This window comes from Pseudomonadales bacterium (assembly GCA_024234435.1).
Classification (GTDB): Bacteria; Pseudomonadota; Gammaproteobacteria; order Pseudomonadales; family Porticoccaceae; genus JACKOF01.
This window is the reverse complement of the sequence record JACKOF010000001.1, coordinates 978,218-999,309: the sequence shown is the minus strand read 5'-3', so window position 1 is coordinate 999,309 and position 21,092 is coordinate 978,218. Positions and strand designations below refer to the sequence as shown.

The following is a 21,092-nucleotide window of genomic DNA, read 5'->3' as shown; positions in this document are numbered from 1 at the left end:
CGCGCAATCAGAAGCGCCGTTGAATATTGTAACCACTCTGTTTAACCCGCAAATCTAACCTGCACCCCAACCGCCAATTAAAACTGATCAACAAATCGCTTGATCAGTTGACCCGAAAGCGTATGAATCCCCGGATGTGGCGGCAACGCATCATAACGATACCAGCCTGCTTCGGCTATTTCAGTCTGATCGGGAATGATATGCCCACTTTCATACTCTGCATGGAAACCCAACATAAGTTGCCCCGGAAACGGCCAGGGTTGACTGCCGATATAAGTCAGTTCACCAACTCTGATACCCACTTCTTCAAGCGTTTCCCTGCGCACAGTCTGCTCAACCGTTTCCCCGGCCTCAACAAACCCAGCCAGCGCACTGAACCAGTTGCCCCAGCCAACGTTTCTGGCCAGCAGACAATACTCTCCCCTGGTTATCACCATAATGGCGCACGGTGATAAACGAGGGTAAAAGCTGAGATCACAGGAAGAACACGTGCTAGCATGCTCATTGACTACCGGCTGCGTTAAAGAACCACAGCGTCCGCAGAAGCGGTGATCACGATAGGCGCTGAGCACCTGCGTCGCCCGCCCTGCCCAGTTGAAATGATCGTCACTCAAGATACCCAACAATGAGCGCAGTGAGCGCCATTGGTAGCCTTCAGGCAGATTGTCGTCACGCTGTTTTACCGCCAGAGATTGCACATAACAGGGGGTTTGGCCGCAAAAACCAAGGAAAAACTTTTCTAACCCGACAGGCAAAAATCCCAGCTCCTTGTCATCGAAAATGATGCGTTCCCGGCCAGGGTTACTGAAACAGAGCACATCCTCGCCACAAACCAGTAATCGGTGATGCTGACCATCCGTAGCCGCGGGAGGTTGACTAATGTAACGAAACTCTGCCATCTGTAATTACTTTTCCAGCAACTGCAGCGCTTCCTCGGCAACCGCTAAAATCTGTTCATCCGCGTCTTCACTGCGACTGCGGCTTTCCAGGAAAAACTCCAAACTGACAATGGCATCAGCCACTGTTTCGAGCAATGCCTCTTTTGATATACCAATTGCACCAAAATCACTGGCAAACAGCTTCTTGCACTGTTCTGCAATAATCGATGCACGATTCAACTTCAACATTCGGGATGCACCAAAAACTACATCAAACTTTGCCGCCTGCTCCCCAATGATCGATTCATCAGCAGCACCATCACAGTAATCGGTAACTGCCTGCATCACACTTTCAAGCGCCAGAATCGCTTCACGTAGCACTTGTTTTTCTGCGTGCAACACAATATTCGCTTCGATCATCTCTTCTACACTACGACGGTTAATCCCCGCCAACTGTTGTTCGCTAGCCGCTTTGCCGGAGAACTCAAGAAGCACACACTCAAGATACATGACGGAGTCGGCAAGAGACAGAATCAAAGAGGGTTCTGAAAAATCTGAGGCCTCGGCAGCTGCCCGATGATCATCAAAGCGGCTTTGCGCAACAGACAGCCCCAAAGATCCCGCTAATTCGGCTACGTTGAGCAAAAGTTTGGGTAAGGGTGAATGGCTGATAGGAACACCATCATTTTGCCCTGAAAATTCGTCGAGAAGTAAACGTAGCTCGCCAGTATATCCTTCCAGAGCACGCAAGTTTTCGGCAGCATTTCCTTTCTCATCCGGACATATTTTTGAATACATCCCTTGCAGTTCGTGATCAGAAACAAGGTCGACGTCAATCCCGAGCCTGTCCGCCAACCGGCGTATGTTTTCACTCGCTATATCCGTCAGCATCAGGCAAGCGATCATGCCCTGCTCCAGAGAAACGGGATAACAGCGTTCAAGATCGGCTACACCTTTACCAAGAGCCGCGAGCTGCCGCTCAATCCCCATTAGCAACCTCAAACGCTGGGGTTGCACTGACAGCTGCCCTATTGCCATCGCACCGGTGATAGCCGACACAGTTTGCCAGTAGAGTTTCTCCTGCTTATTCAGTAGTGCATTCGCTAGCAGGGTTGCGCCATGAGACATTACTCTCAAAGCCGCAGAACGGGCCTGCCCCCGAATAAGGTGCAACAGGCCTTTCTGATACAGCTGGTGCGCTCTCTTCTGAATCTCTCGCTGCGCCTGCGTACGTTCTTCAGGATATTCAACAATTTTATTCTGCGGTAACGCACTGCCCAGTAAATCCGCATCCCCCCAGAGAGGCTTACCCATGCTTTTCCGTAGTGCATTCAGCTCTGTAATCAGCAACAACGGGTAATCTTTCCCGCTATCCACCACGCATTCAAAATAACAGGATAAAAACCTCGCCGCTCGTTGTAGCTGCTCGGCATTGGTGGCCGGATCGCTTTTACCATTCCCAGCAACTTCGGCCATCTCACCCGCCAGATTATCCGCGCCCGTCATACCGAGCATGGAGAACGCGCCTTTAATCCGGCAACAGCACTCCTGCAGTTCTTGAGCAAGCTCTTCGCTATAAATATGCCCAAAGTCATCGGACAATTTAACAACGGCATCCAACTCAACTGACAGCGGCTCCCTGACAGTATTAAGGACCTGAGTGTTAACTGACTGCATATTTCAAAACTCCGGAACCATCCAAATGAAATCTTGCAAAAAAAGGCCTTCCGTTATAAGTTTGGCGCTCATTTTTATAGCTGGCTATGATAGCACTGTCAGCCCAGACAATATAAGAAGGATAGCGAAGTAATGCCTCAATCGACGTTTCATTCTCTCGGCAAAAACTTTCTCGGCAACTCTCCCTCATGGTACAAATGGACAATTTTGGTTTTCCTGATTGCCAACCCGATTCTGGTTGCTGTTGCGGGCCCTTTTGTGACCGGCTGGTGCCTTATTCTGGAATTCATTTTTACCTTGGCAATGGCGTTAAAGTGCTACCCGCTGCAACCTGGTGGCTTACTGGCGATTGAAGCCGTTCTACTCGGGCTAACACACCCTCAGGCAGTCTATCAGGAGGCTCTGGCAAACTTTCAGGTTATCCTGTTATTGATTTTCATGGTTGCTGGCATTCACTTTATGAGGGATTTGCTGCTCTTCACTTTCACCAAGCTGCTGATCGGCATTCGTTCAAAGGCGTTACTCTCTCTACTGTTCTCAATAGCCGGTGCGTTCCTGTCCGCCTTCCTCGATGCTCTTACTGTAACCGCTGTGCTCATCAGTGTTGCCATTGGTTTCTATTCGGTTTATCACAAGGTGGCTTCCGGAAAGATTCTAAACCATAGCGGCCACGATCACAGCGACGACACCAATGTTCATGAATATCACCGCAGTGATCTTGATCAGTTTCGCTCATTTTTGCGCAGCTTGATCATGCACGGCGCCGTGGGTACCGCACTGGGTGGTGTTTGCACTCTGGTGGGCGAACCTCAAAACCTGTTGATTGCAGAAAAGGCCGGCTGGACCTTTGTCCAGTTCTACCTGCAAATGGCCCCCGTTACTATGCCCGTTCTTGCTTGCGGACTCCTCACCTGCCTGTTGCTGGAAAAGCTGGGCTGGTTTGGTTACGGAGCCAAAATTCCTGAAGAGGTTCGGTCAGTGCTTGTTGATTTCAGTAATGAACAGAGTAAGCAACGCTCTGATCGTGAAAAGGCAGCGCTCATTGTACAGGCCATCGTCGGCATCATTCTGGTTCTGGGATTGGCATTTCACCTCGCAGAGGTGGGCATCATTGGCCTGACTGTAATTGTACTGTTAACCGCCTTTAATGGTGTCATTGAAGAGCATCAAATAGGTCATGCCTTTGAAGAAGCATTACCCTTCACAGCGCTGTTAGTGGTCTTTTTTGCCATCGTGGCAGTGATTCATGAACAGCATTTATTTGCCCCGGTCACCCATGCCGTGCTGGCAATGGACATCGGCGTACAGCCTGTTATGTTCTTTATTGCTAACGGGGTGCTTTCCATGATCAGTGACAACGTCTTTGTTGCCACGGTTTACATTAACGAAGTAGCCAATGCTCTGGCAAATGGTGATATTTCGCGAGAGCATTTTGACAAGCTGGCCATTGCAATTAACACCGGAACCAATCTGCCCAGTGTCGCCACACCCAACGGTCAGGCGGCTTTTCTATTTTTGCTGACTTCGGCGCTGGCACCGCTGATTCGCTTATCGTACGGAAAAATGGTTGTTATGGCTTTCCCCTACACCATAGTGTTATCAGGCGTCGGGGTTTTATGCGTCGCTTTTATGCTGTAGGTCATCTACTCAGCAATGCCAACATCAAAAAGCCCCACACCTGACGGCCTGGGGCTTTTTACATTTAACTCGAAAACTTGCTCCGCACTACTGTACTTCAGGGCCAGCTCTGAGCCATACACAGTTGCCATTACTGGCCTGATCTATTGACGCGAGTTTCTGCTGATGAATGGCCAGCTCCGCTTCAGATGCACGAATTACTCGAAGGGGGCTTCGGTTTTCGGACAACCGTCTTATTTCCGCCTCGGCTTTGCCTGACTCTGACTGATTTGCATTCAGCATCAAATCAACCTGCCCTCCTGTCATCAACAGGTAGACATCGGCAAGAATCTCGGCATCAAGCAAAGCACCGTGCAGATCACGCTGTGAATTATCTACAAAATAGCGTTTACAGAGCGCATCAAGATTATTCTTTTGTCCCGGATGCTTCTGGCGAGCCATTACCAAGGTATCAATCACCGGGCAAAGTGATTCAACCGGATCAAAACCCTGTAACTTTGAAAACTCGTGATTGATAAAACCAGTATCGAACGGGGCGTTATGAATCACCAGCTCCGCCCCTTGAATAAACTCAAGGAACTCCTGTGCGATCTTTGAAAAAACCGGTTTGTCTTCAAGGAACTCATTGGATATACCGTGGACCTCTATTGCGCCCTCGTCGATATCACGCTCAGGGTTAATATACTGGTGGTAGTGCCGACCGGTCAGCTTACGATCGATCAGCTCAACACACCCAATTTCAATAATCCGGTGATCCTGACTGACTTCCAGGCCGGTGGTCTCAGTGTCCAGAACAATCTGTCTCATATTGTGCTCTTCGTAACTGCATGGATAATCATGACTAAAGAGAATCAATTCCCCTGTTTGCCAGCTGATCTGCTATTTCATTTTCCCGATGGCCGCTGTGCCCTTTCACCCAATGCCAATTGATCTTATGGCGACCAGACTCCTGATCCAGCCGCTGCCATAAATCGACGTTTTTTACCGGCTTCTTCGCAGCAGTTTTCCACCCTCGCTTTTTCCAGTTTTGCAACCAGCTGCTTATACCCTGCCGCACATACTCTGAGTCTGTCGTCAGTTCGACCATACAGGGTTTCTTTAGCGCAGCGAGAGCTTCTATTGCAGCGGTCAACTCCATACGGTTATTAGTCGTGTGTTCTTCTCCGCCATAAAGCGTTTTTTCTTCATCGCCGTAGCGAAGCAGTACTCCCCAACCACCGGGTCCCGGATTTCCACGGCAGGCGCCATCAGTAAAAATTTCAACCTGTTTTAACTCGGACATCAATACATTACCGTCATTCGCATTTTTTTTCACAAACCGTCTTTTTGATGGGTGAGACTTTCATTGACGGTACTAGCGGAGCTCCCAGGGATCTCCAGAAAGGTTTGCCCGTCGGTGTTAATGGCGCAACCTGTTTGCGGGCGATAATGACATAATAATTACCGCCTGGGCAGGCATTCCTTTTATCCAGTCGCCGTAACACAGCTGTTTTTTTCAGCCATCCCTGCCAGGAAAAAGGTAGCTGATGGCAGCCATGAGCGGTATCTGTATGCTGAAAGCCCAGTAATTTTAACCAATCCATTAAGCGGCCATAACGAAGATTATTAGCCCTCCATACAGGGTTGCAAGAGAAAAACCGTGCCATCGCTTTAATCAGCCCGAAGCAGCTGTAGGGGTTAAAAACCACAAGTACAATATGTCCGCCAGGCGCTATCACCCGGGCAGCTTCGTTGAGAACCTGGTGCGGATTGGCTGAAAATTCCAGTGCGTGGTGAAGGATGGCCGTATCAATCGTTTCATATGGAAGAGGTAATGCTTCAAAATCAGCAATACTGCCAACGTTACCGTTGAGCTTGAAGGGCGCAATAGAAAAACCGTGAGAATGTCCCAGACTGACATCTATCAATGGTTTTCCGGTGCCAGCAAGCTGCATCAAATGATAACCGCGCAGCCGACTCATACTTTTCTCAAGTGCATGACGCTCAGAGGCCAGCAAATAAGAGCCAAAAGGAGAAGCAAACCAACTGGCCAGCTGATCCCTTGCACTTTCCCCCGATTTTTCAGACAACAGAGATTACACCCTTAATCGAAAACTATATGATAGAGGCCGTTATTATGTGTTTATCGCAGCATAAAAACTAGCAGTCATGACTCACATCTTTCATAACCGACATCAGGACCACAATATGCTTGTTGTTCACACTATTCCAGCTTTCTCAGACAATTACATCTGGCTTTTTCATCACCAGAGTGAACGTCAAGCCTATGTGGTAGACCCGGGAGATGCAGCCCCTGTCTTAAAGGCGCTGCAGGAACATCAATTGGAGCTGGCGGGCATTCTGGTTACCCACCAGCACCCTGACCATATCGGCGGCATCACCGAGCTGCTGAACAGGCATGATATTCCTGTCTATGGTCCTGCTGATATTAATCTGGTCAGTCATCCACTTGGGAACGGCGACAAATTGTGGCTGGCTGACGTAGATTTCTCAGTACTGGCCGTACCCGGTCACACACTTAACCACCTCGCCTATTTCGGTAATACCGGGTCTGACCAACCCCCTGTGCTGTTCTGTGGAGACACCTTGTTTGCAGCAGGTTGTGGCCGACTATTCGAAGGCAGCCCGCAGCAGATGTACGATTCCCTGCAAAGCATTGCTGATCTCCCGGCTCACACGCTGGTGTACTGCGCACACGAATACACCTTGTCAAATTTGAAATTTGCTCTTGCCGTAGACCCGGACAACCAGGACCTCCAGCAGCGCAATGCAAGCTGCATGAAGCTCCGGGAAAAAGACATTTCTACCGTTCCTTTTACGCTTGCTGAGGACCTGAAAACCAACCCCTTTCTTCGTAGCCAGAGCCCTGCCATCATTGCCGCTGCAAAAAATCGTGCCTCAACCGAAGACCCAGTGAGTGTTTTTGCAGCGATTCGTGCCTGGAAAGACAACTTTTGAAGCACTTTGTGATCAATATCACCGTAAAATGCTCGACTCTGAGCAAAATTGTTGAGTCAAAATACAGTACAGACTAGACTCATGAGCGGTTTTTAAGGATTAAAAATGCAGAAACATAAAAAACTAACATCGGCATGGCTCGGAACGCTGGCACTGACAGGCATACTGGTTGGCTGTACTCAGCAGCAACCGACACCCGCTGCATTTGAGCCCGTCACATCTGAATTAGGTGATAATGTTATCAGCCCGGACGATCTGTCAACTTCCCCGGTCAATACCAATGTTATTTTCAGCGACACATTAGAAACAGAAAAAACCGAAGATCTCTGGGCACGTATTCGGGAAGGAATGGCGCTCAGTGAACATTCCCACCCAAAACTGGATAAACAGATTAAGTGGTACGCCAACAATCAAAGCTACATTGACCGCGTCACAGAGCGGGGCCAGCGATATTTGTTTCACATTGTTAACGAACTGGAAAACAATGATATGCCGTTGGAGCTTGCGTTGTTGCCAGTAGTAGAAAGTGCATTCGACCCGTTCGCCTATTCCCACAGTCACGCCGCAGGACTCTGGCAATTTATTCCAGACACAGGGGAGCGATTCGGCCTTGACCGGAATTGGTGGTATGACGGGCGACGCGATCCGGTCGCCTCCACGGAAGCGGCAATCAAGTACCTGTCTTATTTGCATCAATATTTTGACGGCGACTGGCTACTGGCTCTCGCCGCCTATAACAGTGGTGAAGGCAACGTTAAGCGCGCCATCGCCCGCAATGAACGCAATGGTAAACCAACGGATTTCTGGTCTCTCAACCTGCCCAAGGAGACCAAGGCCTATGTACCTCAGTTGCTTGCCGTATCTGCAATCATACGACAACCGGAAGAATATGAGATAAAATTGCCAGCACTGGCAAATGAGCCCTATTTTGATACTGTTTCACTTAATGATCAGGCAGATCTTTCCCAGATTGCAAAAATGGCCCAAATAGACACCAGCGAAATTTATCAATTAAACGCTGGCTACAATCGCTGGGTAACACAACCGGACGGCCCGCAGCAGTTACTGCTACCCGTCGGTGCTATAGACACTTTCAACGATGCATTGACAAGCACCCCGAAATCAGAATGGGTGCCGATCAAGGAGTACCTGGTTAAAAAGGGTGACAACCTCTCTACTATTGCCCACCAGCACAATGTCAGTGTCCGCCAACTGAAATCTTCCAACCAGCTTGACAGCGATTTCCTCAAAATCGGCCAGCGTTTGAAAATACCCGGCACTGGCCTGGATCACCCGATTGGAAGTCTCGCAACAACGTACACCGTTAAAAGTGGTGACTCGCTTTGGAAAATAGCCCGGCAACACAAGGTTAAAATTACTGACATTACACGCTGGAACAATTTGAGTACCCGTACCCCCCTGCAGCAGGGTCAGATTTTAAAACTGAATCCAACCCCGGCAACACCCCATATGGCGGGCACAAAAAAAGTACGTTACAAAGTTCGCAGGGGAGATTCCCTATCCCGTATAGCGAGCAAATTCGACCTCAAAATCAATCAAATCATAAACTGGAACAAGTTAAATCCGGGAAGCTATCTTCAGCCTGGACAACGCCTGACCCTGTTTGTTGATATTCGCAATATTTAACCCTGCGCAAGTCATGGATCGCCTTCAAGCGGCGCTACTAACACATTAGCTAAAACACAACAGCGTCAAATTCTGTCGTGTGCACCACCTGAAAAGAATTTTTTTCGAAATGGGTAGCAGGTAGGCCCGGTTGCGGCCCATCATAAAAAGCCGCCACCAGACAAGCCTGTCAGCGACTTAAAAACTACTGCACAAGCAGAGACACCTCGGCTTCGTCGAGGAGAGCCTTCTGATACGACTGAAATTCCCTGCCAGCCGAGGCCATTGCTGAAGAAGCTTTGAGACCGTTACGCTGATCCCTGGATAACTTTGAAATATCACCCTGCTCAACCTTGCTCAACGAAACAAGCACATAATCATTGTTTTCCAGAAACAAGCCACCATTGCTGGGTGTCTTGTCAGGCTGCTGCATGGCGAAAACATAGCCCAGTAACGACCCATCCATATTGCCTCCCACCCGGCGTGTATCAAGGCTTACCTGCCAGTCGAGTTTTTCTGCCTTGGCTATATCTTCAATTGTTTCACCGCTGTTCAGGCGCTGAAGGTATTGCTCTGCAGTAGTCAGCAATTGCTCTTTGACGACTTTCTGCCGGAGCTCCGCTTCAATATCAGCCCTGACTATCGACAGCGGTTTAACAGCGGCAGGAAGACGCTCATGCAGTGACAGCACCACAACCCTGCTATCGGAAAGCTCAATAACTTCACTGGTATACCCGTTTTCCAGTACATCCTCTCCAAAGGCGGCTTTCACTACCGCAGGGTACTGGGCAATGCCCGCTCCACCTTGACGACTGAATGCTTCAGAGCGTTCGACATCAAGTCCCAGTTCAGCCGCTGTGCCCTGCAAGGAATCAGCGTTATAGGAAAGGTCTCTCAACTTATCGATACGTCCTAGCAGCAACTCCGTCGCCAGTTGCTGTCTGATCGTTTGTTCAAGCGCATCGCGGCGCTCTTCAAAAGCAATAACTGCGGCTTCTTTAACGTCCAGCAATTTCAAAATATGGGTGCCAGCTTCACTGGCAACCGGGCCTGAAATCTGACCGACTTCAAGTGCATCAAGTGCAACCTCCAGTTTTGCAGGCAGGTCTCCAGGGCGAGAAAATCCGAGATCACCACCTATTTCCGAGGTGCCATAATCCATCGAATATTGGCTTGCGAGCTTGGCAAAATCTTCACCCGCTTTCAGTTTTGCGACAAGCTCATTCAGGAGGCTCTGTTGATTATTACCAGGTTCTATCAGAATGTGGGCAACTCTTCTCGACGCCGCAGCATTGGAATTAGCGACTTCCTGCTCGTATTGCTCACGCAGAACAGCTTCATCGACCGTGACCTCCTGAAGGAGCATGTCGGTAGAAAGCTCCAGATAATTGACGATCACCTGCTCGTCCGTCATAAACCGTGTCTGATTCTCCTCGTAAAATGCGACAAGGGCTTCTTCTGGGATTTCAGTCTGCTCAAGCACATCTTTGGCCGGAATCGTCAGGTAATAAAAACTTCTTTTTTGCTCTGCCAATCCCGCCAACAATGCGACTTCCTGTGCTGTCGCAAAACCGGTCCCCGTGATGCCTCTTATAAGCTGATTGACGGCCATCTCCTCACTGAGAAGCGCGTTGTAGGAATTCGGCGTGTAACCCTGCTGACGCAGCAGAAAGTCATACTTTTCGGCATCAAAAGCACCCTCTGTTTGAAATGCTTCTGTGTCGAGCAAGGCCTGATAGACACGTTTTTGCGGAATCACAATGTCGTGTGATTTCGCTTCAATTTGCAAGGCTTTCTGACGCACCAGTTCATTCAATACGGGTCCCTGTAGTTGCTGGTCATCAATCAATTCGGGAGAGATATCCTGAAACCGATTCAGAATCTGCTGCTTCCTTATTGCTACCGCCTGTTGCAGGCGCAACTTGGAAATAGGCTCGCCATTCACCGTAGCAGCCTTCTCTACAGAACTGCCACTTAAAAAAATGGAGTCCACACCAAACAGTGCAAACGGAATGATAATTATGCCCACTAAAAGAAACGCTGTAACGCCTTTCATATTATCGCGAAAATTCTGCAGCATGGTTGTCCCTGGAGGTGTCTTAGGTAGATAAAAAAATTATTAGTAGCCCGGTTTACTCAGGTCAGCAACATTCTTTTTCAGTTGTTACTGATATGAAAAAAGGCGCATCGCTGATGCGCCTTTTAACAGCCCCGGCACAATTATCAGCCAGAACTCTATAACTAAAGAATCTTAGTTAACGGCGTCTTTCAGCGCCTTACCTGCTTTAAAGCTGGGCACATTAGCCGCAGAAATCTGGATAGTTGCACCAGTCTGTGGATTGCGACCCTGGCGAGCGGCACGATGTTTCACAGAGAAGGTACCAAAACCAACCAAAGAAACAGCATCACCCTTTTTCAGCGAACCAGTAATAGCATCAATAGCAGCATCCAGTGCACGACCTGCAGAAGCTTTGGAAATATCCGCCTCTTCGGCGATCGCATCAACGAGTTCAGATTTATTCACAGTAATCCCCTTATGAGAGTTTGTTTAGATTCTTTTGTCCCCTGCATACTCGTGTATCCGTAGAGTTCAATACAGGAAGTACAGTAATTCGAGACCGCAACTTTATACCAATACTGCGCCCTATGGGTCAAGCATGTTTCTTAAATTTAATGAGTATTTGCGCGCCTTTCAGCGGTTTTGTCTGATTTCTGATCATCTGGCTCGACATATTTGTACTCTTCATCGGATAACGCCTCAGGCATATGCTGCAAGGCAATTTGCAAAACCTCATCGATCCACTGCACCGGACGAATATCCAAGTCTGCTTTAATATTATCCGGTATCTCTTTGAGATCTCTCTCATTTTCTTTCGGAATAATTACTGTTTTAACACCGCCGCGGTGGGCAGCCAGTAATTTCTCCTTAAGACCACCAATTTTCAGAACCTGCCCACGCAGGGTTATTTCGCCGGTCATGGCAACATTTGCCTTGACCGGTATATTAGTTAGCACGGAAACGATCGCTGTACACATGCCAATACCGGCACTGGGCCCATCTTTGGGTGTTGCACCTTCTGGAACATGAATGTGCAAATCATTTTTCTGATGAAAATCACGACGAATACCGAGCATCTGACTGCGACTACGCACAACAGTAAGGGCTGCTTGAATAGACTCTTGCATGACATCACCCAACGAACCGGTTTTCACAACCTGGCCCTTTCCTGGCACCGCCGAGGTTTCGATTGTCAGTAATTCTCCGCCTACCTGAGTCCAGGCCAATCCCGTTACTTGTCCTACCTGACTTTCCTCCTCGGCCTTACCATAGTCAAACTTGCGAACACCCAACAATTCTTCCAGGGCAGCCGAATCAACTACACGCTTGTCGGTAGACTGCTCACGAACCAGACCGGTCAACACCTTCCGGCAAATTTTCGCAATTTCCCGATCAAGCCCACGAACACCGGCCTCACGTGTGTAATAACGAACAATGTCACGAATGGCAGCATCTTCGAGAACAATTTCTCCTGCTTTCAGGCCGTTGGCCTTGATTTGCTTAGGCAACAGATATTTCATTGCAATATTAACTTTCTCATCTTCGGTATAACCGGGGATGCGAATCACCTCCATTCGATCCAGCAGAGGGCCAGGGATATTCATTGAATTGGCGGTGCAGATAAACAACACTTCAGAGAGGTCATAGTCCACCTCCAGATAGTGGTCATTAAACGTATTGTTTTGCTCGGGATCGAGAACTTCCAGCAGCGCTGAGGCGGGGTCTCCACGATGATCCATTCCCATCTTGTCAATTTCATCAAGCAGGAAAAGCGGATTTTTGACTTTTGTTTTCGATATTTTCTGAATCAGCTTGCCAGGAAGCGAACCAATATAGGTGCGGCGATGACCACGTATTTCAGCTTCATCCCGCACACCGCCCAGCGACATGCGAACAAATTTGCGCCCGGTTGCACGAGCGACAGACTCGCCTAACGAGGTTTTACCCACACCAGGAGGGCCTACCAGACACAAGACCGGTCCTTTAAGTTTTTTCACACGCTGCTGAACTGCCAGGAACTCAAGAATACGCTCCTTTACCTCATCCAGCCCATAGTGGTCCTCGTTCAGAATTTTTTCTGCTCTCTCCAAGTCATGACGCACCCGGGAGCGCTTCTTCCAGGGCACCCCCACCATCCAATCAAGATAACCGCGTAGAACTGAAGCTTCTGCTGACATGGGAGCCATCATTTTCAGCTTGTTCAATTCGGATTCACACTTTTCCACTGCGGCTTTGTGCATACCGGAATCATGGATTTTCTTTTCCAGAGCATCGATATCACTGACACCTTCTTCCACCTCACCCAGCTCTTTTTGAATAGCTTTCATCTGCTCGTTGAGGTAATACTCTCGCTGACTTTTTTCCATCTGCTTTTTTACACGCCCGCGGATTTTCTGTTCAACCTCGAACAGCTCAAGCTCGGAACCCATGATAGTCAGCAGATGTTCAACCCTTTCCCGCAAGTCAACAATTTCAAGAATTTCCTGCTTGTGCTCCAAACTTAACGCCATATGGGTCGCCAAAGTATCAGCCAACCTGTCCAGATCTTCGATGCCGGCTACAGTACTGACTACTTCGGAAGGGATCTTCTTGCTCAGACCAACATATTGTTCGAACTGGGCAATAGCCGAACGACTCAACAAATCTGCATCACCGGGCTCAAGAGGCTCAGAAACAATCACTTCATAATTGGCAACAAAGTAACCCTCTGATTCGGTAATATTTTCAAGCAACACACGCTCGGCACCTTCAACCAGAATTTTTACGGTACCATCAGGCAGCTTTAACATCTGCAAAACTGAAGCCAGGGTGCCTATCGCATAGAGATCATCGAGTTTTGGATCATCAATTGACGGATCACGTTGAGCGACCAGAAGAATCTGCTTCTGTTGCTCCATAGCCTCATCAAGTGCCAGTATTGATTTCTCACGACCAACAAACAGAGGAATGACCATATGAGGGTATACAACCACATCACGCAGTGGCAGCACAGGCAGCTCCGTATGAACTGGGCTCTCTGACGGATCGCGGTGGTGCTTTTTTTGACCTTTATGCTCTTGACCCATAGGTTTCTCTTCCAAATCGTTGTATTAAAGCGGTTAATCAAAGCTTAGAGCAAATATGGGGCTTAGACGAATAATTACAACCCGGATAATAAAAAAAAGGCCCCTGCATCAGGAGCCTCTTATTTCTGTCGGACCAGCACTTAATGTACGCCCCTTTTTAATCACTGGCAGCTTTCTGAGGCTGTTCCGACTGATAGACCAATATGGGGTCCGACTCCCCGCGAATAACCGCAGCATCAATCACCACTTTGCTGACATCTTCTCGGGAAGGGATGCTGTACATCGTTTCTAAGAGTACATTTTCAATAATTGACCGCAAGCCGCGAGCACCGGTTTTTCTCTCTAACGCCTTGCCTGCAATTTCCTCAAGAGCATCATCACGAATATCGAGCTCCACATCTTCCATTTTAAAGAGTGCGGTATACTGCTTGATCAGGGAATTTTTCGGCTCGACCAAAATATTTACCAGCGCACCACGATCCAACTCTTCCAGCGTAGCAATGACGGGCAGGCGCCCGACAAATTCAGGTATCAACCCGTAACGAACCAGATCTTCGGGTTCCAGCTCTGTCAGTGTTTCGCCAACATTCTTAGAACGGTCTTTGCTCTTGACTTGCGCACTGAAGCCAATACCACCCTTCTCTGAACGATCCTGAATAACCTTCTCAAGCCCGGCAAATGCACCACCGCAAATAAACAGTATATTGGACGTATCTACCTGTAAAAATTCCTGCTGAGGGTGTTTACGGCCACCTTGCGGGGGCACCGAAGCAATCGAACCTTCGATCAACTTCAATAAAGCTTGCTGCACACCTTCGCCCGAAACATCACGAGTGATAGATGGGTTGTCTGATTTTCTGGAAATTTTGTCAATTTCATCAATATAGACGATACCACGCTGTGCCTTTTCAACATCATAGTCACATTTCTGCAACAACTTCTGAATGATATTCTCGACATCCTCACCAACATAACCAGCTTCAGTCAGGGTAGTGGCATCAGCGATGGTAAAGGGCACGTCAAGCAAACGAGCCAGCGTTTCCGCCAAAAGGGTCTTTCCACTTCCGGTTGGGCCAACCATCAAAATATTACTTTTACCCAGCTCTACCTCGGAACCAATAGCGCGATCATCACCCTGTAACCGCTTGTAATGGTTATAAACGGCGACAGAAAGAATCTTTTTTGCTCTTTCCTGACCAATAACATACTGGTCAAGGATCGCATTGATTTCTACCGGCTTTGGCAGGCTATCCCGAGGTTGCTCCTCGGTGGTTTCCTGAATTTCCTCGGTAATAATGTCGTTACAGAGATCGACACATTCATCACAGATAAAGACCGAAGGCCCTGCAATCAGCTTACGAACTTCATGTTGGCTTTTACCGCAAAAAGAGCAATAAAGCAGCTTGCTGTCTTCACCGTGTCCGGTAGTTTCGTCACTCATCTAATAATCCCTCTAACAATTGAATTTATTATTTTTATATTTTTCAATTGATTACAGTTTTTTCCTAACAAATACCCTGAAAAGACTACCTGTTCTATTGGCGCTTGTCCAGAACCTCATCAATCAAACCATATTTCTTGGACTCATTCGCGTCCATAAAGTTATCACGTTCGGTATCGAGCGCTATCTTTTCAGCGGACTGCCCGGTATGAAAGGCAAGACGCTCATTGAGGCGCTCTCTTATTTTGAGAATTTCCTGAGCCTGAATATGAATATCACTCGCTTGCCCCTGTGCACCGCCACTGGGTTGGTGGATCATGGTGCGGGAGTTAGGCAGACAATAACGTTTACCCGCAGCCCCTGCCGCTAACAGGAATGAGCCCATGCTGGCCGCCTGACCAATACACATCGTACTCACATCAGGCTTAATAAATTGCATGGTGTCATAAATGGACATGCCGGCCGTTACCGAACCACCCGGAGAGTTAATGTAGAGATGAATATCTTTATCCGGATTCTCTGATTCCAGAAACAGCAACTGTGCAACCACCAGATTAGCCATGTAATCTTCAACCGGGCCCACCAGAAAGATAACCCGCTCTTTCAGCAGGCGTGAGTAAATATCGTAGGAGCGCTCACCACGAGCCGATTGCTCTACAACAATTGGCACCAAACCACCGGCATTCTGCACTTCCAGCCCCGGCACAGTCAGATCAACAGACATAGACATGTTCTCAAAGAGTTTATTTTTGAAATTTACAGTTATAAAACCATTACAGAAAACATTGTAACGGCGAAAGAAAAGAAGGCAAGCCAGGTTATCGGCTTGCCTTCAAAACAGTTAAACCGTTTTCAACCGGTTACTCGCTTTCAGCGTCGGACGCTTCCTGCTGATCAGGTTTAAGCGCCTCTTCGTAGCTTTGTTGTTCCACTTCCAGCTTCGCCGATGCCAGTAGATGTTCGACAACCTGTTCTTCAAGTACAGCAGCTTCAAGACCGGCCATCATTTGCTGGTTGCTGCGGTAATACTGCACAACTTCTTCCGGCTGCTCATAGGTCGCCGCAATCTCATCAATTTTGTTCTTAACCTTATCCGCATCCACTTTGATCTCGGCACTTTTCACAATCTCGGAAATCAGCAAGCCCAGAGACACCCTGCGCTCGGCTTGATCTCTGAACATATCATCCGGCAGGATTGACAGATCAAACTGCTGCCCACCACCATATTGCTGCACCATCTGTTGTTTAAGGTTCTGTATTTCAGACGTAATCAGCGCTGATGGCAGCGCAACCGTGTGAAGTTTCAACAATTGATCCATCACACGGTTTTTAAGCTTCGACTCCAGCGCATTTTTCAGTTCACGCTCCATGTTGTTGCGCACTTCTTCACGAAATTTCTCTTCACCACCCTCTGTAACACCATATTTGGCGAAAAACTCGTCATCCATTTCCGGAAGGGTTTTTTCACTGACGGAACGCACCGTGATAGTGAATTCGACTGATGCACCTTTTAGCTCTTCAGACTGATAGTCTTCCGGGAAAGTTAAGGACGCTACTTTCTGCTCACCGGCAGACATACCAATGATTGCATCCTCAAAACCGGGGATCATTTTGTTTGAGCCCAGCTCCAGGGGTTGATCTTCCGCCTTGCCCCCGTCAAATTCTTCACCATCTTTAGTACCGACGTAATCGATCTTAACCGTGTCGCCCTGCTGTGCAGGACGGTCAACTTCAGACCAGGAAGCTTGCTGTTGCTGAAGCACATCAATCATTTTGTCGAGATCGGCATCCCCGATTTCTGCAACCGGTTTTTTTACCTCGATGGCGGCAAAGTCTGCCAGTTCAATCTCGGGATAAACTTCAAAGGTGGCAACGTACTCCAGATCCTGGCCATCTTCGTTCTTAACAGACTCAATTGAAGGCTGGCCTGCAGGCTGAATACTTTCTTTCACAATCGCTTCCTGGAAAGAGCTGCTTATCAATTCACCCACAACTTCCTGACGAATGCCTCCTCCGAAACGTTGCTTGACCACTTTCACAGGCACTTTGCCTTTACGGAAACCATCAATACGCACAGTTTTTGCGGCCTTAGCCAAGCGTGCGCCAACTTCGCCCTCAATACGATCAGCGGGGATACCCACTGTCAGTTTACGCTCAAGTCCTGTAGTTGTTTCAATGGAAACCTGCATATCAGCCCTCTAAAATTTCCTGAATTTATGCTATATAAATGGTGCGGACGGAGAGACTCGAACTCTCACACCTTGCGGCACCAGAACCTAAATCTGGCGCGTCTACCAATTCCGCCACGTCCGCTAAAAATTTGTATTTCCTAGAAGCCAGTGAATTCCCGCTGGCAACATTTGAATTGGCTGGAGCAGCCTGTTTCAAGGGGTGGGGATTTTGCCACAGCAACCATCCGGGAGCAATAAGCAATACGGTTGCTTTACAGAATACCGGCATTCCACCTGACAGTAGGCAACGGAAGCCCTGGTCGGTTCATACAAAGGAGCATTAACAAGGTTCTGCGAGCAACAGAACGGCATCCCCTAAAGCCATTGTAGAAACGCTGATATCTCCCCGACAAGCAGGCAGAAATAACGCTTGCTCCACCGCCAGATTTTGTTGCCCACAAGCCACTGCTCCGGAAACACTCATCAGTAAGGCATACTCTCCAGTGGCCGGCACAGACCAGTTTGCACCTTCCTTCAAGGTAAGCCTGAAGACCTGAAAGTCATCAAAACTGACAACTCGTTCAAGACAGTGATTCTCAGTGGCATCGACGACCTCCAGAGCATTACTTTTGGGCTCATCCAGAGTCATCAGGTTCAGGGATTCAACAGTATCCCAGTTGGGTTGAGTTAATACTTTCTGAGCAAAGGACAATATCTTCCGCTCATAAACCGGCGTTTGAAATTCAACCGTTCGAACACCGTGTTGCAGCGCATGAGGTGTAAAACAGGGAACCTTGACCACATCACCAACCCTCAGCGGCTTGAGGGCCATAAAACGATTCATGGCATGACGCTGCACAAGCTCACGTCGTTGAAGCTCTTCGGGTAACTCGGCATGCCAGATTTTCAACTGGGCAGCACTTAATGGCGCATCCAGTCTGATATTTTTCTGTTCACGTTTGCGGTCAAAAATGCTGTCTATCTCACGTCGCACAGCCTCATAGCCCTGGACAGCCGACAGGTAAGCCGCACGAAACGATTCATCATCACTGTGCTGGGCTCGTATCTTCTGGTCAAAACCAAAACAAATACCCCCCACACCGTCAGGCCAGGCATCTCTATCGACATGGGTGACCACATAAACTTCCTGCTTTTGCTCATGCAACTCAAAGTACAGGTCGCCGTAAACTGCTTCCGGCAACGGATCAAGAATTTTTAAAAGATTTATCGATTGTTGTTTATCCGCTGCCTGATGCTGACCGGCAACAGAGAGCCACCACGAAAGGGGCGTGCAAAAAGAGCCATCGGTAACACTGGACTGCCCCCGTTCCTCGATACCGGTATACCAGATCTCCTGCCCCCACGGCTTCGCTATCGACAGTGGACTCAACAGTATGGGACCGGACAGATTCAGCATCGGAAATTGCAGTTGCTCCGACAGCACACCCACGCTTTTACCGTCTTTAATGAGTGTTTTAGCCCTGCCAACCTGGTCGGAAACACCGGCGAAAATCGTGACGCCTCCACAGCCATTATCGACCAGTCTAAAAATGGCCAACAATACTATTTCAGGTTTGTTGTGAAGAAAGTACTGCTGAAACCTGTACTCTACTGCAAAAGTGTATTCCCCGGCCGGGTTATCAGCAAACCGTCCAAGCTGATCAATCAGAACTTGTTCCGGCGTGTTATGTGAAATCACTTCTATCATCGGTTCCTCTCCATGCTGCGGAAGTCTACCAAAACTGTTACTTCTTGGGGCAGGGAATAAAAAAATAACAATTTTTGACTGATCATTCTTGACGAAGCCGCCCGATACACCTTAAATGACGCCTCTTACTTTAAAGATATTCTTAAATGGAGCCGGAAATGAAACTATCAAAAAAAGCACTAGGGCTGTCTGCTTTAATCGCAGTATTGGGGTTCGGACTTGTTGGTTGTGGTGGTGAAGAGCAATCTGCGGCTCCGGCCTCAGAAGAGACTTCTTCCAGCATGGAGAGTTCTGTAAGTGACATGGCAACTGATGCAGGCAAAGCTATCGAGGACGCAGCAGAGGACGCCATGGATTCCGCAGAAGAAGCTATCGATGACGCCGAAGAAGCTATCGACGACGCAATGGATGATGCTGAAGACGCAGCGGAAGACATGATGGATGACGCCGAAGATATGATGGACGATGCAAAAGCTGCAGCAAAAGACGCCATGTCCAACATGGGTCAGTAATTGCAAAGACCTTAAAGACAAAGGCCGATCAGCAAAACTGATCGGCCTTTCTGTTTCAACCCCCAGCTATTTACAAAAACCTCCCGCTTTCCGATTTATCCCCCTGCATACTGTATCTGTCGCGGTCACACCAATGAAACGATGTTAATCCAGTCGCTCCAACACTGTACTGACACCCTGCCCCAAACCTATACACATAGTCGCAATACCGAATGTGGCATCCCGCTGTTTCAGAACATTAATTAGAGTACCGGTAATTCTCGCACCTGATGCACCCAGTGGATGGCCCAGGGCTATTGCTCCGCCATTCAGGTTCACTTTCTCATCCATTACGTCGAGCAAGTCCAGATCTTTCAAAACCGGCAATGCCTGCGCAGCAAACGCTTCATTTAATTCAACAGCACCGATATCAGCCATCGTCAAGCCCGCGACTTTAAGCGCCTTGCGGGTAGCAGGCACTGGCCCATACCCCATTATCGATGGGTCTACACCCACTGCAGCCATAGCCATCACTTTTGCCTTTGGTTGCAAGCCAAGCAAACCGGCTCGTTCAGCGGACATCAACAGCATTGCAGCTGCACCATCAGTGATCTGAGATGAAGTGCCAGCGGTGACTGTGCCATTTACAGGATCAAACACCGGGCGCAATCCGTTGAGCACATCAACCGTGGTATCCGGACGAATAGTCTCATCTTCCCGCATCAGATACATTCCGCCCTGATCATTGTGAGCCTGGATCGGATGAATTTCATTGCTGAATTTACCTGAAGATCTCGCTGTATCAGCCAACCGGTGTGAACGAGCAGCGAACTCGTCCTGCTGCTGACGATTAAACCCGTTGATACGAGCAAGATATTCAGCAGTAATACCCATCATTCCACTTGCCTTTGCAACTTTCAGACTCAGGGCTGGATTAGGGTCCAGATCGTGTGACATAGGTACGTGTCCCAAATGCTCAACACCACCTATCAGATAAACGTCACCCAGGCCTGCCATGATTTGGGCCGCTGCAAGATGCAAGGCAGACATGGAAGATCCACAAAGCCGGTTTACCGTCATTGCCGGAACACTGTGTGGAATACGAGTGCGCAACTCAATCATGCGGGCAACATTAAAACCCTGCTCCGCACTCTGCATGACACAACCCCAGATAACATCATCAATAGTATCCAGCGGCAGTTGCGGGTTGCGCGCCAACAACCCTTCAACCAGATCTGCCGACATTTCCTCAGCTCGCCGAAATCGAAAGGAACCGTTTTTGGAACGTCCCATAGGGGTTCTCACACAGTCGACAATCACAACATCTCTGGGCTTTAAACTCACACTGACTCTCCTTTTAATTACTTGACTGCAACAGTA

17 protein-coding genes and 1 tRNA gene are annotated in these 21,092 nt (G+C 48.5%); 4 read left to right on the top strand and 14 right to left on the bottom strand.

The window, feature by feature from the left end; all coding sequences use genetic code 11:
- Positions 1 to 77 precede the first annotated feature (77 nt).
- Together nudC and H7A02_04580 are read right to left on the bottom strand one after the other, a co-directional pair.
- Positions 78 to 899, bottom strand: coding sequence for an NAD(+) diphosphatase (gene nudC / locus H7A02_04585; protein ID MCP5171526.1), 822 nt, complete (start codon positions 897 to 899; stop codon positions 78 to 80).
- A gap of 6 nt (positions 900 to 905) precedes the next feature.
- Complete coding sequence (locus tag H7A02_04580; protein MCP5171525.1) at positions 906 to 2,555, bottom strand: hypothetical protein; 1,650 nt, start codon at positions 2,553 to 2,555, stop codon at positions 906 to 908.
- A 132-nt stretch (positions 2,556 to 2,687) separates the two neighbouring features.
- On the opposite strand from H7A02_04580, the gene nhaB reads away from it, so the two are divergent.
- Positions 2,688 to 4,193 carry a sodium/proton antiporter NhaB gene (nhaB, locus tag H7A02_04575; GenBank protein ID MCP5171524.1) on the top strand — a complete coding sequence of 502 codons (1,506 nt, stop codon included), beginning with the start codon at positions 2,688 to 2,690 and terminating at the stop codon, positions 4,191 to 4,193.
- Between the two features lie 87 nt (positions 4,194 to 4,280).
- Here nhaB and dnaQ read toward each other — a convergent pair whose 3' ends face one another.
- The 3 genes from dnaQ to H7A02_04560 are packed head-to-tail and all read right to left on the bottom strand — an operon-like array spanning position 4,281 to position 6,262.
- On the bottom strand, positions 4,281 to 5,000 hold the full coding sequence (dnaQ, locus tag H7A02_04570; GenBank protein MCP5171523.1) for a DNA polymerase III subunit epsilon: 720 nt from the start codon (positions 4,998 to 5,000) through the stop codon (positions 4,281 to 4,283).
- 34 nt (positions 5,001 to 5,034) lie between these two features.
- A complete protein-coding gene (rnhA, locus tag H7A02_04565; protein ID MCP5171522.1) occupies positions 5,035 to 5,475 on the bottom strand; it encodes a ribonuclease HI in 441 nt (146 codons plus the stop codon).
- A gap of 13 nt (positions 5,476 to 5,488) precedes the next feature.
- Entirely contained in the window at positions 5,489 to 6,262 is a 774-nt protein-coding gene (locus H7A02_04560; GenBank protein ID MCP5171521.1) for a class I SAM-dependent methyltransferase, read from the bottom strand.
- A 118-nt stretch (positions 6,263 to 6,380) separates the two neighbouring features.
- Between H7A02_04560 and gloB the strand changes: the two genes are divergently transcribed.
- A complete protein-coding gene (gene gloB / locus H7A02_04555; GenBank protein ID MCP5171520.1) occupies positions 6,381 to 7,151 on the top strand; it encodes a hydroxyacylglutathione hydrolase in 771 nt (256 codons plus the stop codon).
- A gap of 105 nt (positions 7,152 to 7,256) precedes the next feature.
- Positions 7,257 to 8,798, top strand: a complete 1,542-nt coding sequence (locus H7A02_04550) for a LysM peptidoglycan-binding domain-containing protein (GenBank protein MCP5171519.1) — start codon at positions 7,257 to 7,259, stop codon at positions 8,796 to 8,798.
- 184 nt (positions 8,799 to 8,982) lie between these two features.
- Here H7A02_04550 and H7A02_04545 read toward each other — a convergent pair whose 3' ends face one another.
- The 8 genes from H7A02_04545 to H7A02_04510 form a co-directional block, all read right to left on the bottom strand.
- On the bottom strand, positions 8,983 to 10,857 hold the full coding sequence (locus H7A02_04545; protein MCP5171518.1) for a SurA N-terminal domain-containing protein: 1,875 nt from the start codon (positions 10,855 to 10,857) through the stop codon (positions 8,983 to 8,985).
- A 171-nt stretch (positions 10,858 to 11,028) separates the two neighbouring features.
- On the bottom strand, positions 11,029 to 11,301 hold the full coding sequence (locus H7A02_04540; protein MCP5171517.1) for an HU family DNA-binding protein: 273 nt from the start codon (positions 11,299 to 11,301) through the stop codon (positions 11,029 to 11,031).
- A 146-nt stretch (positions 11,302 to 11,447) separates the two neighbouring features.
- Positions 11,448 to 13,901: an endopeptidase La gene (gene lon / locus H7A02_04535; protein ID MCP5171516.1), complete on the bottom strand. Its 2,454-nt coding sequence runs from the start codon at positions 13,899 to 13,901 to the stop codon at positions 11,448 to 11,450.
- A gap of 157 nt (positions 13,902 to 14,058) precedes the next feature.
- The gene (clpX, locus tag H7A02_04530) at positions 14,059 to 15,342 is read right to left on the bottom strand and encodes an ATP-dependent Clp protease ATP-binding subunit ClpX (GenBank protein ID MCP5171515.1); all 1,284 of its coding nucleotides are present in this window, start codon (positions 15,340 to 15,342) and stop codon (positions 14,059 to 14,061) included.
- A gap of 94 nt (positions 15,343 to 15,436) precedes the next feature.
- Positions 15,437 to 16,066: an ATP-dependent Clp endopeptidase proteolytic subunit ClpP gene (clpP, locus tag H7A02_04525; GenBank protein MCP5171514.1), complete on the bottom strand. Its 630-nt coding sequence runs from the start codon at positions 16,064 to 16,066 to the stop codon at positions 15,437 to 15,439.
- 136 nt (positions 16,067 to 16,202) lie between these two features.
- Complete coding sequence (gene tig, locus H7A02_04520; GenBank protein MCP5171513.1) at positions 16,203 to 17,531, bottom strand: trigger factor; 1,329 nt, start codon at positions 17,529 to 17,531, stop codon at positions 16,203 to 16,205.
- A 39-nt stretch (positions 17,532 to 17,570) separates the two neighbouring features.
- Positions 17,571 to 17,655, bottom strand: a tRNA-Leu gene (locus H7A02_04515).
- Positions 17,656 to 17,853: 198 nt separating this feature from the next.
- Entirely contained in the window at positions 17,854 to 19,221 is a 1,368-nt protein-coding gene (locus H7A02_04510; protein MCP5171512.1) for a hypothetical protein, read from the bottom strand.
- Positions 19,222 to 19,379: 158 nt separating this feature from the next.
- On the opposite strand from H7A02_04510, the gene H7A02_04505 reads away from it, so the two are divergent.
- A complete protein-coding gene (locus H7A02_04505; GenBank protein ID MCP5171511.1) occupies positions 19,380 to 19,733 on the top strand; it encodes a hypothetical protein in 354 nt (117 codons plus the stop codon).
- A gap of 144 nt (positions 19,734 to 19,877) precedes the next feature.
- Here the strand turns inward: H7A02_04505 and fadA are convergent, their stop codons facing one another.
- A complete protein-coding gene (gene fadA / locus H7A02_04500; protein MCP5171510.1) occupies positions 19,878 to 21,056 on the bottom strand; it encodes an acetyl-CoA C-acyltransferase FadA in 1,179 nt (392 codons plus the stop codon).
- Positions 21,057 to 21,092: the final 36 nt, after the last annotated feature.

What these genes read in the sequence shown, in the direction of transcription:
- nudC (MCP5171526.1), bottom strand. Translation starts at nt 899, where the DNA reads ATGGCAGAGTTTCGTTACATTAGTCAACCTCCCGCGGCTACGGATGGT.
- H7A02_04580 (MCP5171525.1), bottom strand. Translation starts at nt 2,555, where the DNA reads ATGCAGTCAGTTAACACTCAGGTCCTTAATACTGTCAGGGAGCCGCTG.
- nhaB (MCP5171524.1), top strand. Translation starts at nt 2,688, where the DNA reads ATGCCTCAATCGACGTTTCATTCTCTCGGCAAAAACTTTCTCGGCAAC.
- dnaQ (MCP5171523.1), bottom strand. Translation starts at nt 5,000, where the DNA reads ATGAGACAGATTGTTCTGGACACTGAGACCACCGGCCTGGAAGTCAGT.
- rnhA (MCP5171522.1), bottom strand. Translation starts at nt 5,475, where the DNA reads ATGTCCGAGTTAAAACAGGTTGAAATTTTTACTGATGGCGCCTGCCGT.
- gloB (MCP5171520.1), top strand. Translation starts at nt 6,381, where the DNA reads ATGCTTGTTGTTCACACTATTCCAGCTTTCTCAGACAATTACATCTGG.
- H7A02_04550 (MCP5171519.1), top strand. Translation starts at nt 7,257, where the DNA reads ATGCAGAAACATAAAAAACTAACATCGGCATGGCTCGGAACGCTGGCA.
- H7A02_04545 (MCP5171518.1), bottom strand. Translation starts at nt 10,857, where the DNA reads ATGCTGCAGAATTTTCGCGATAATATGAAAGGCGTTACAGCGTTTCTT.
- lon (MCP5171516.1), bottom strand. Translation starts at nt 13,901, where the DNA reads ATGGGTCAAGAGCATAAAGGTCAAAAAAAGCACCACCGCGATCCGTCA.
- clpX (MCP5171515.1), bottom strand. Translation starts at nt 15,342, where the DNA reads ATGAGTGACGAAACTACCGGACACGGTGAAGACAGCAAGCTGCTTTAT.
- clpP (MCP5171514.1), bottom strand. Translation starts at nt 16,066, where the DNA reads ATGTCTGTTGATCTGACTGTGCCGGGGCTGGAAGTGCAGAATGCCGGT.
- tig (MCP5171513.1), bottom strand. Translation starts at nt 17,531, where the DNA reads ATGCAGGTTTCCATTGAAACAACTACAGGACTTGAGCGTAAACTGACA.
- H7A02_04510 (MCP5171512.1), bottom strand. Translation starts at nt 19,221, where the DNA reads ATGATAGAAGTGATTTCACATAACACGCCGGAACAAGTTCTGATTGAT.
- H7A02_04505 (MCP5171511.1), top strand. Translation starts at nt 19,380, where the DNA reads ATGAAACTATCAAAAAAAGCACTAGGGCTGTCTGCTTTAATCGCAGTA.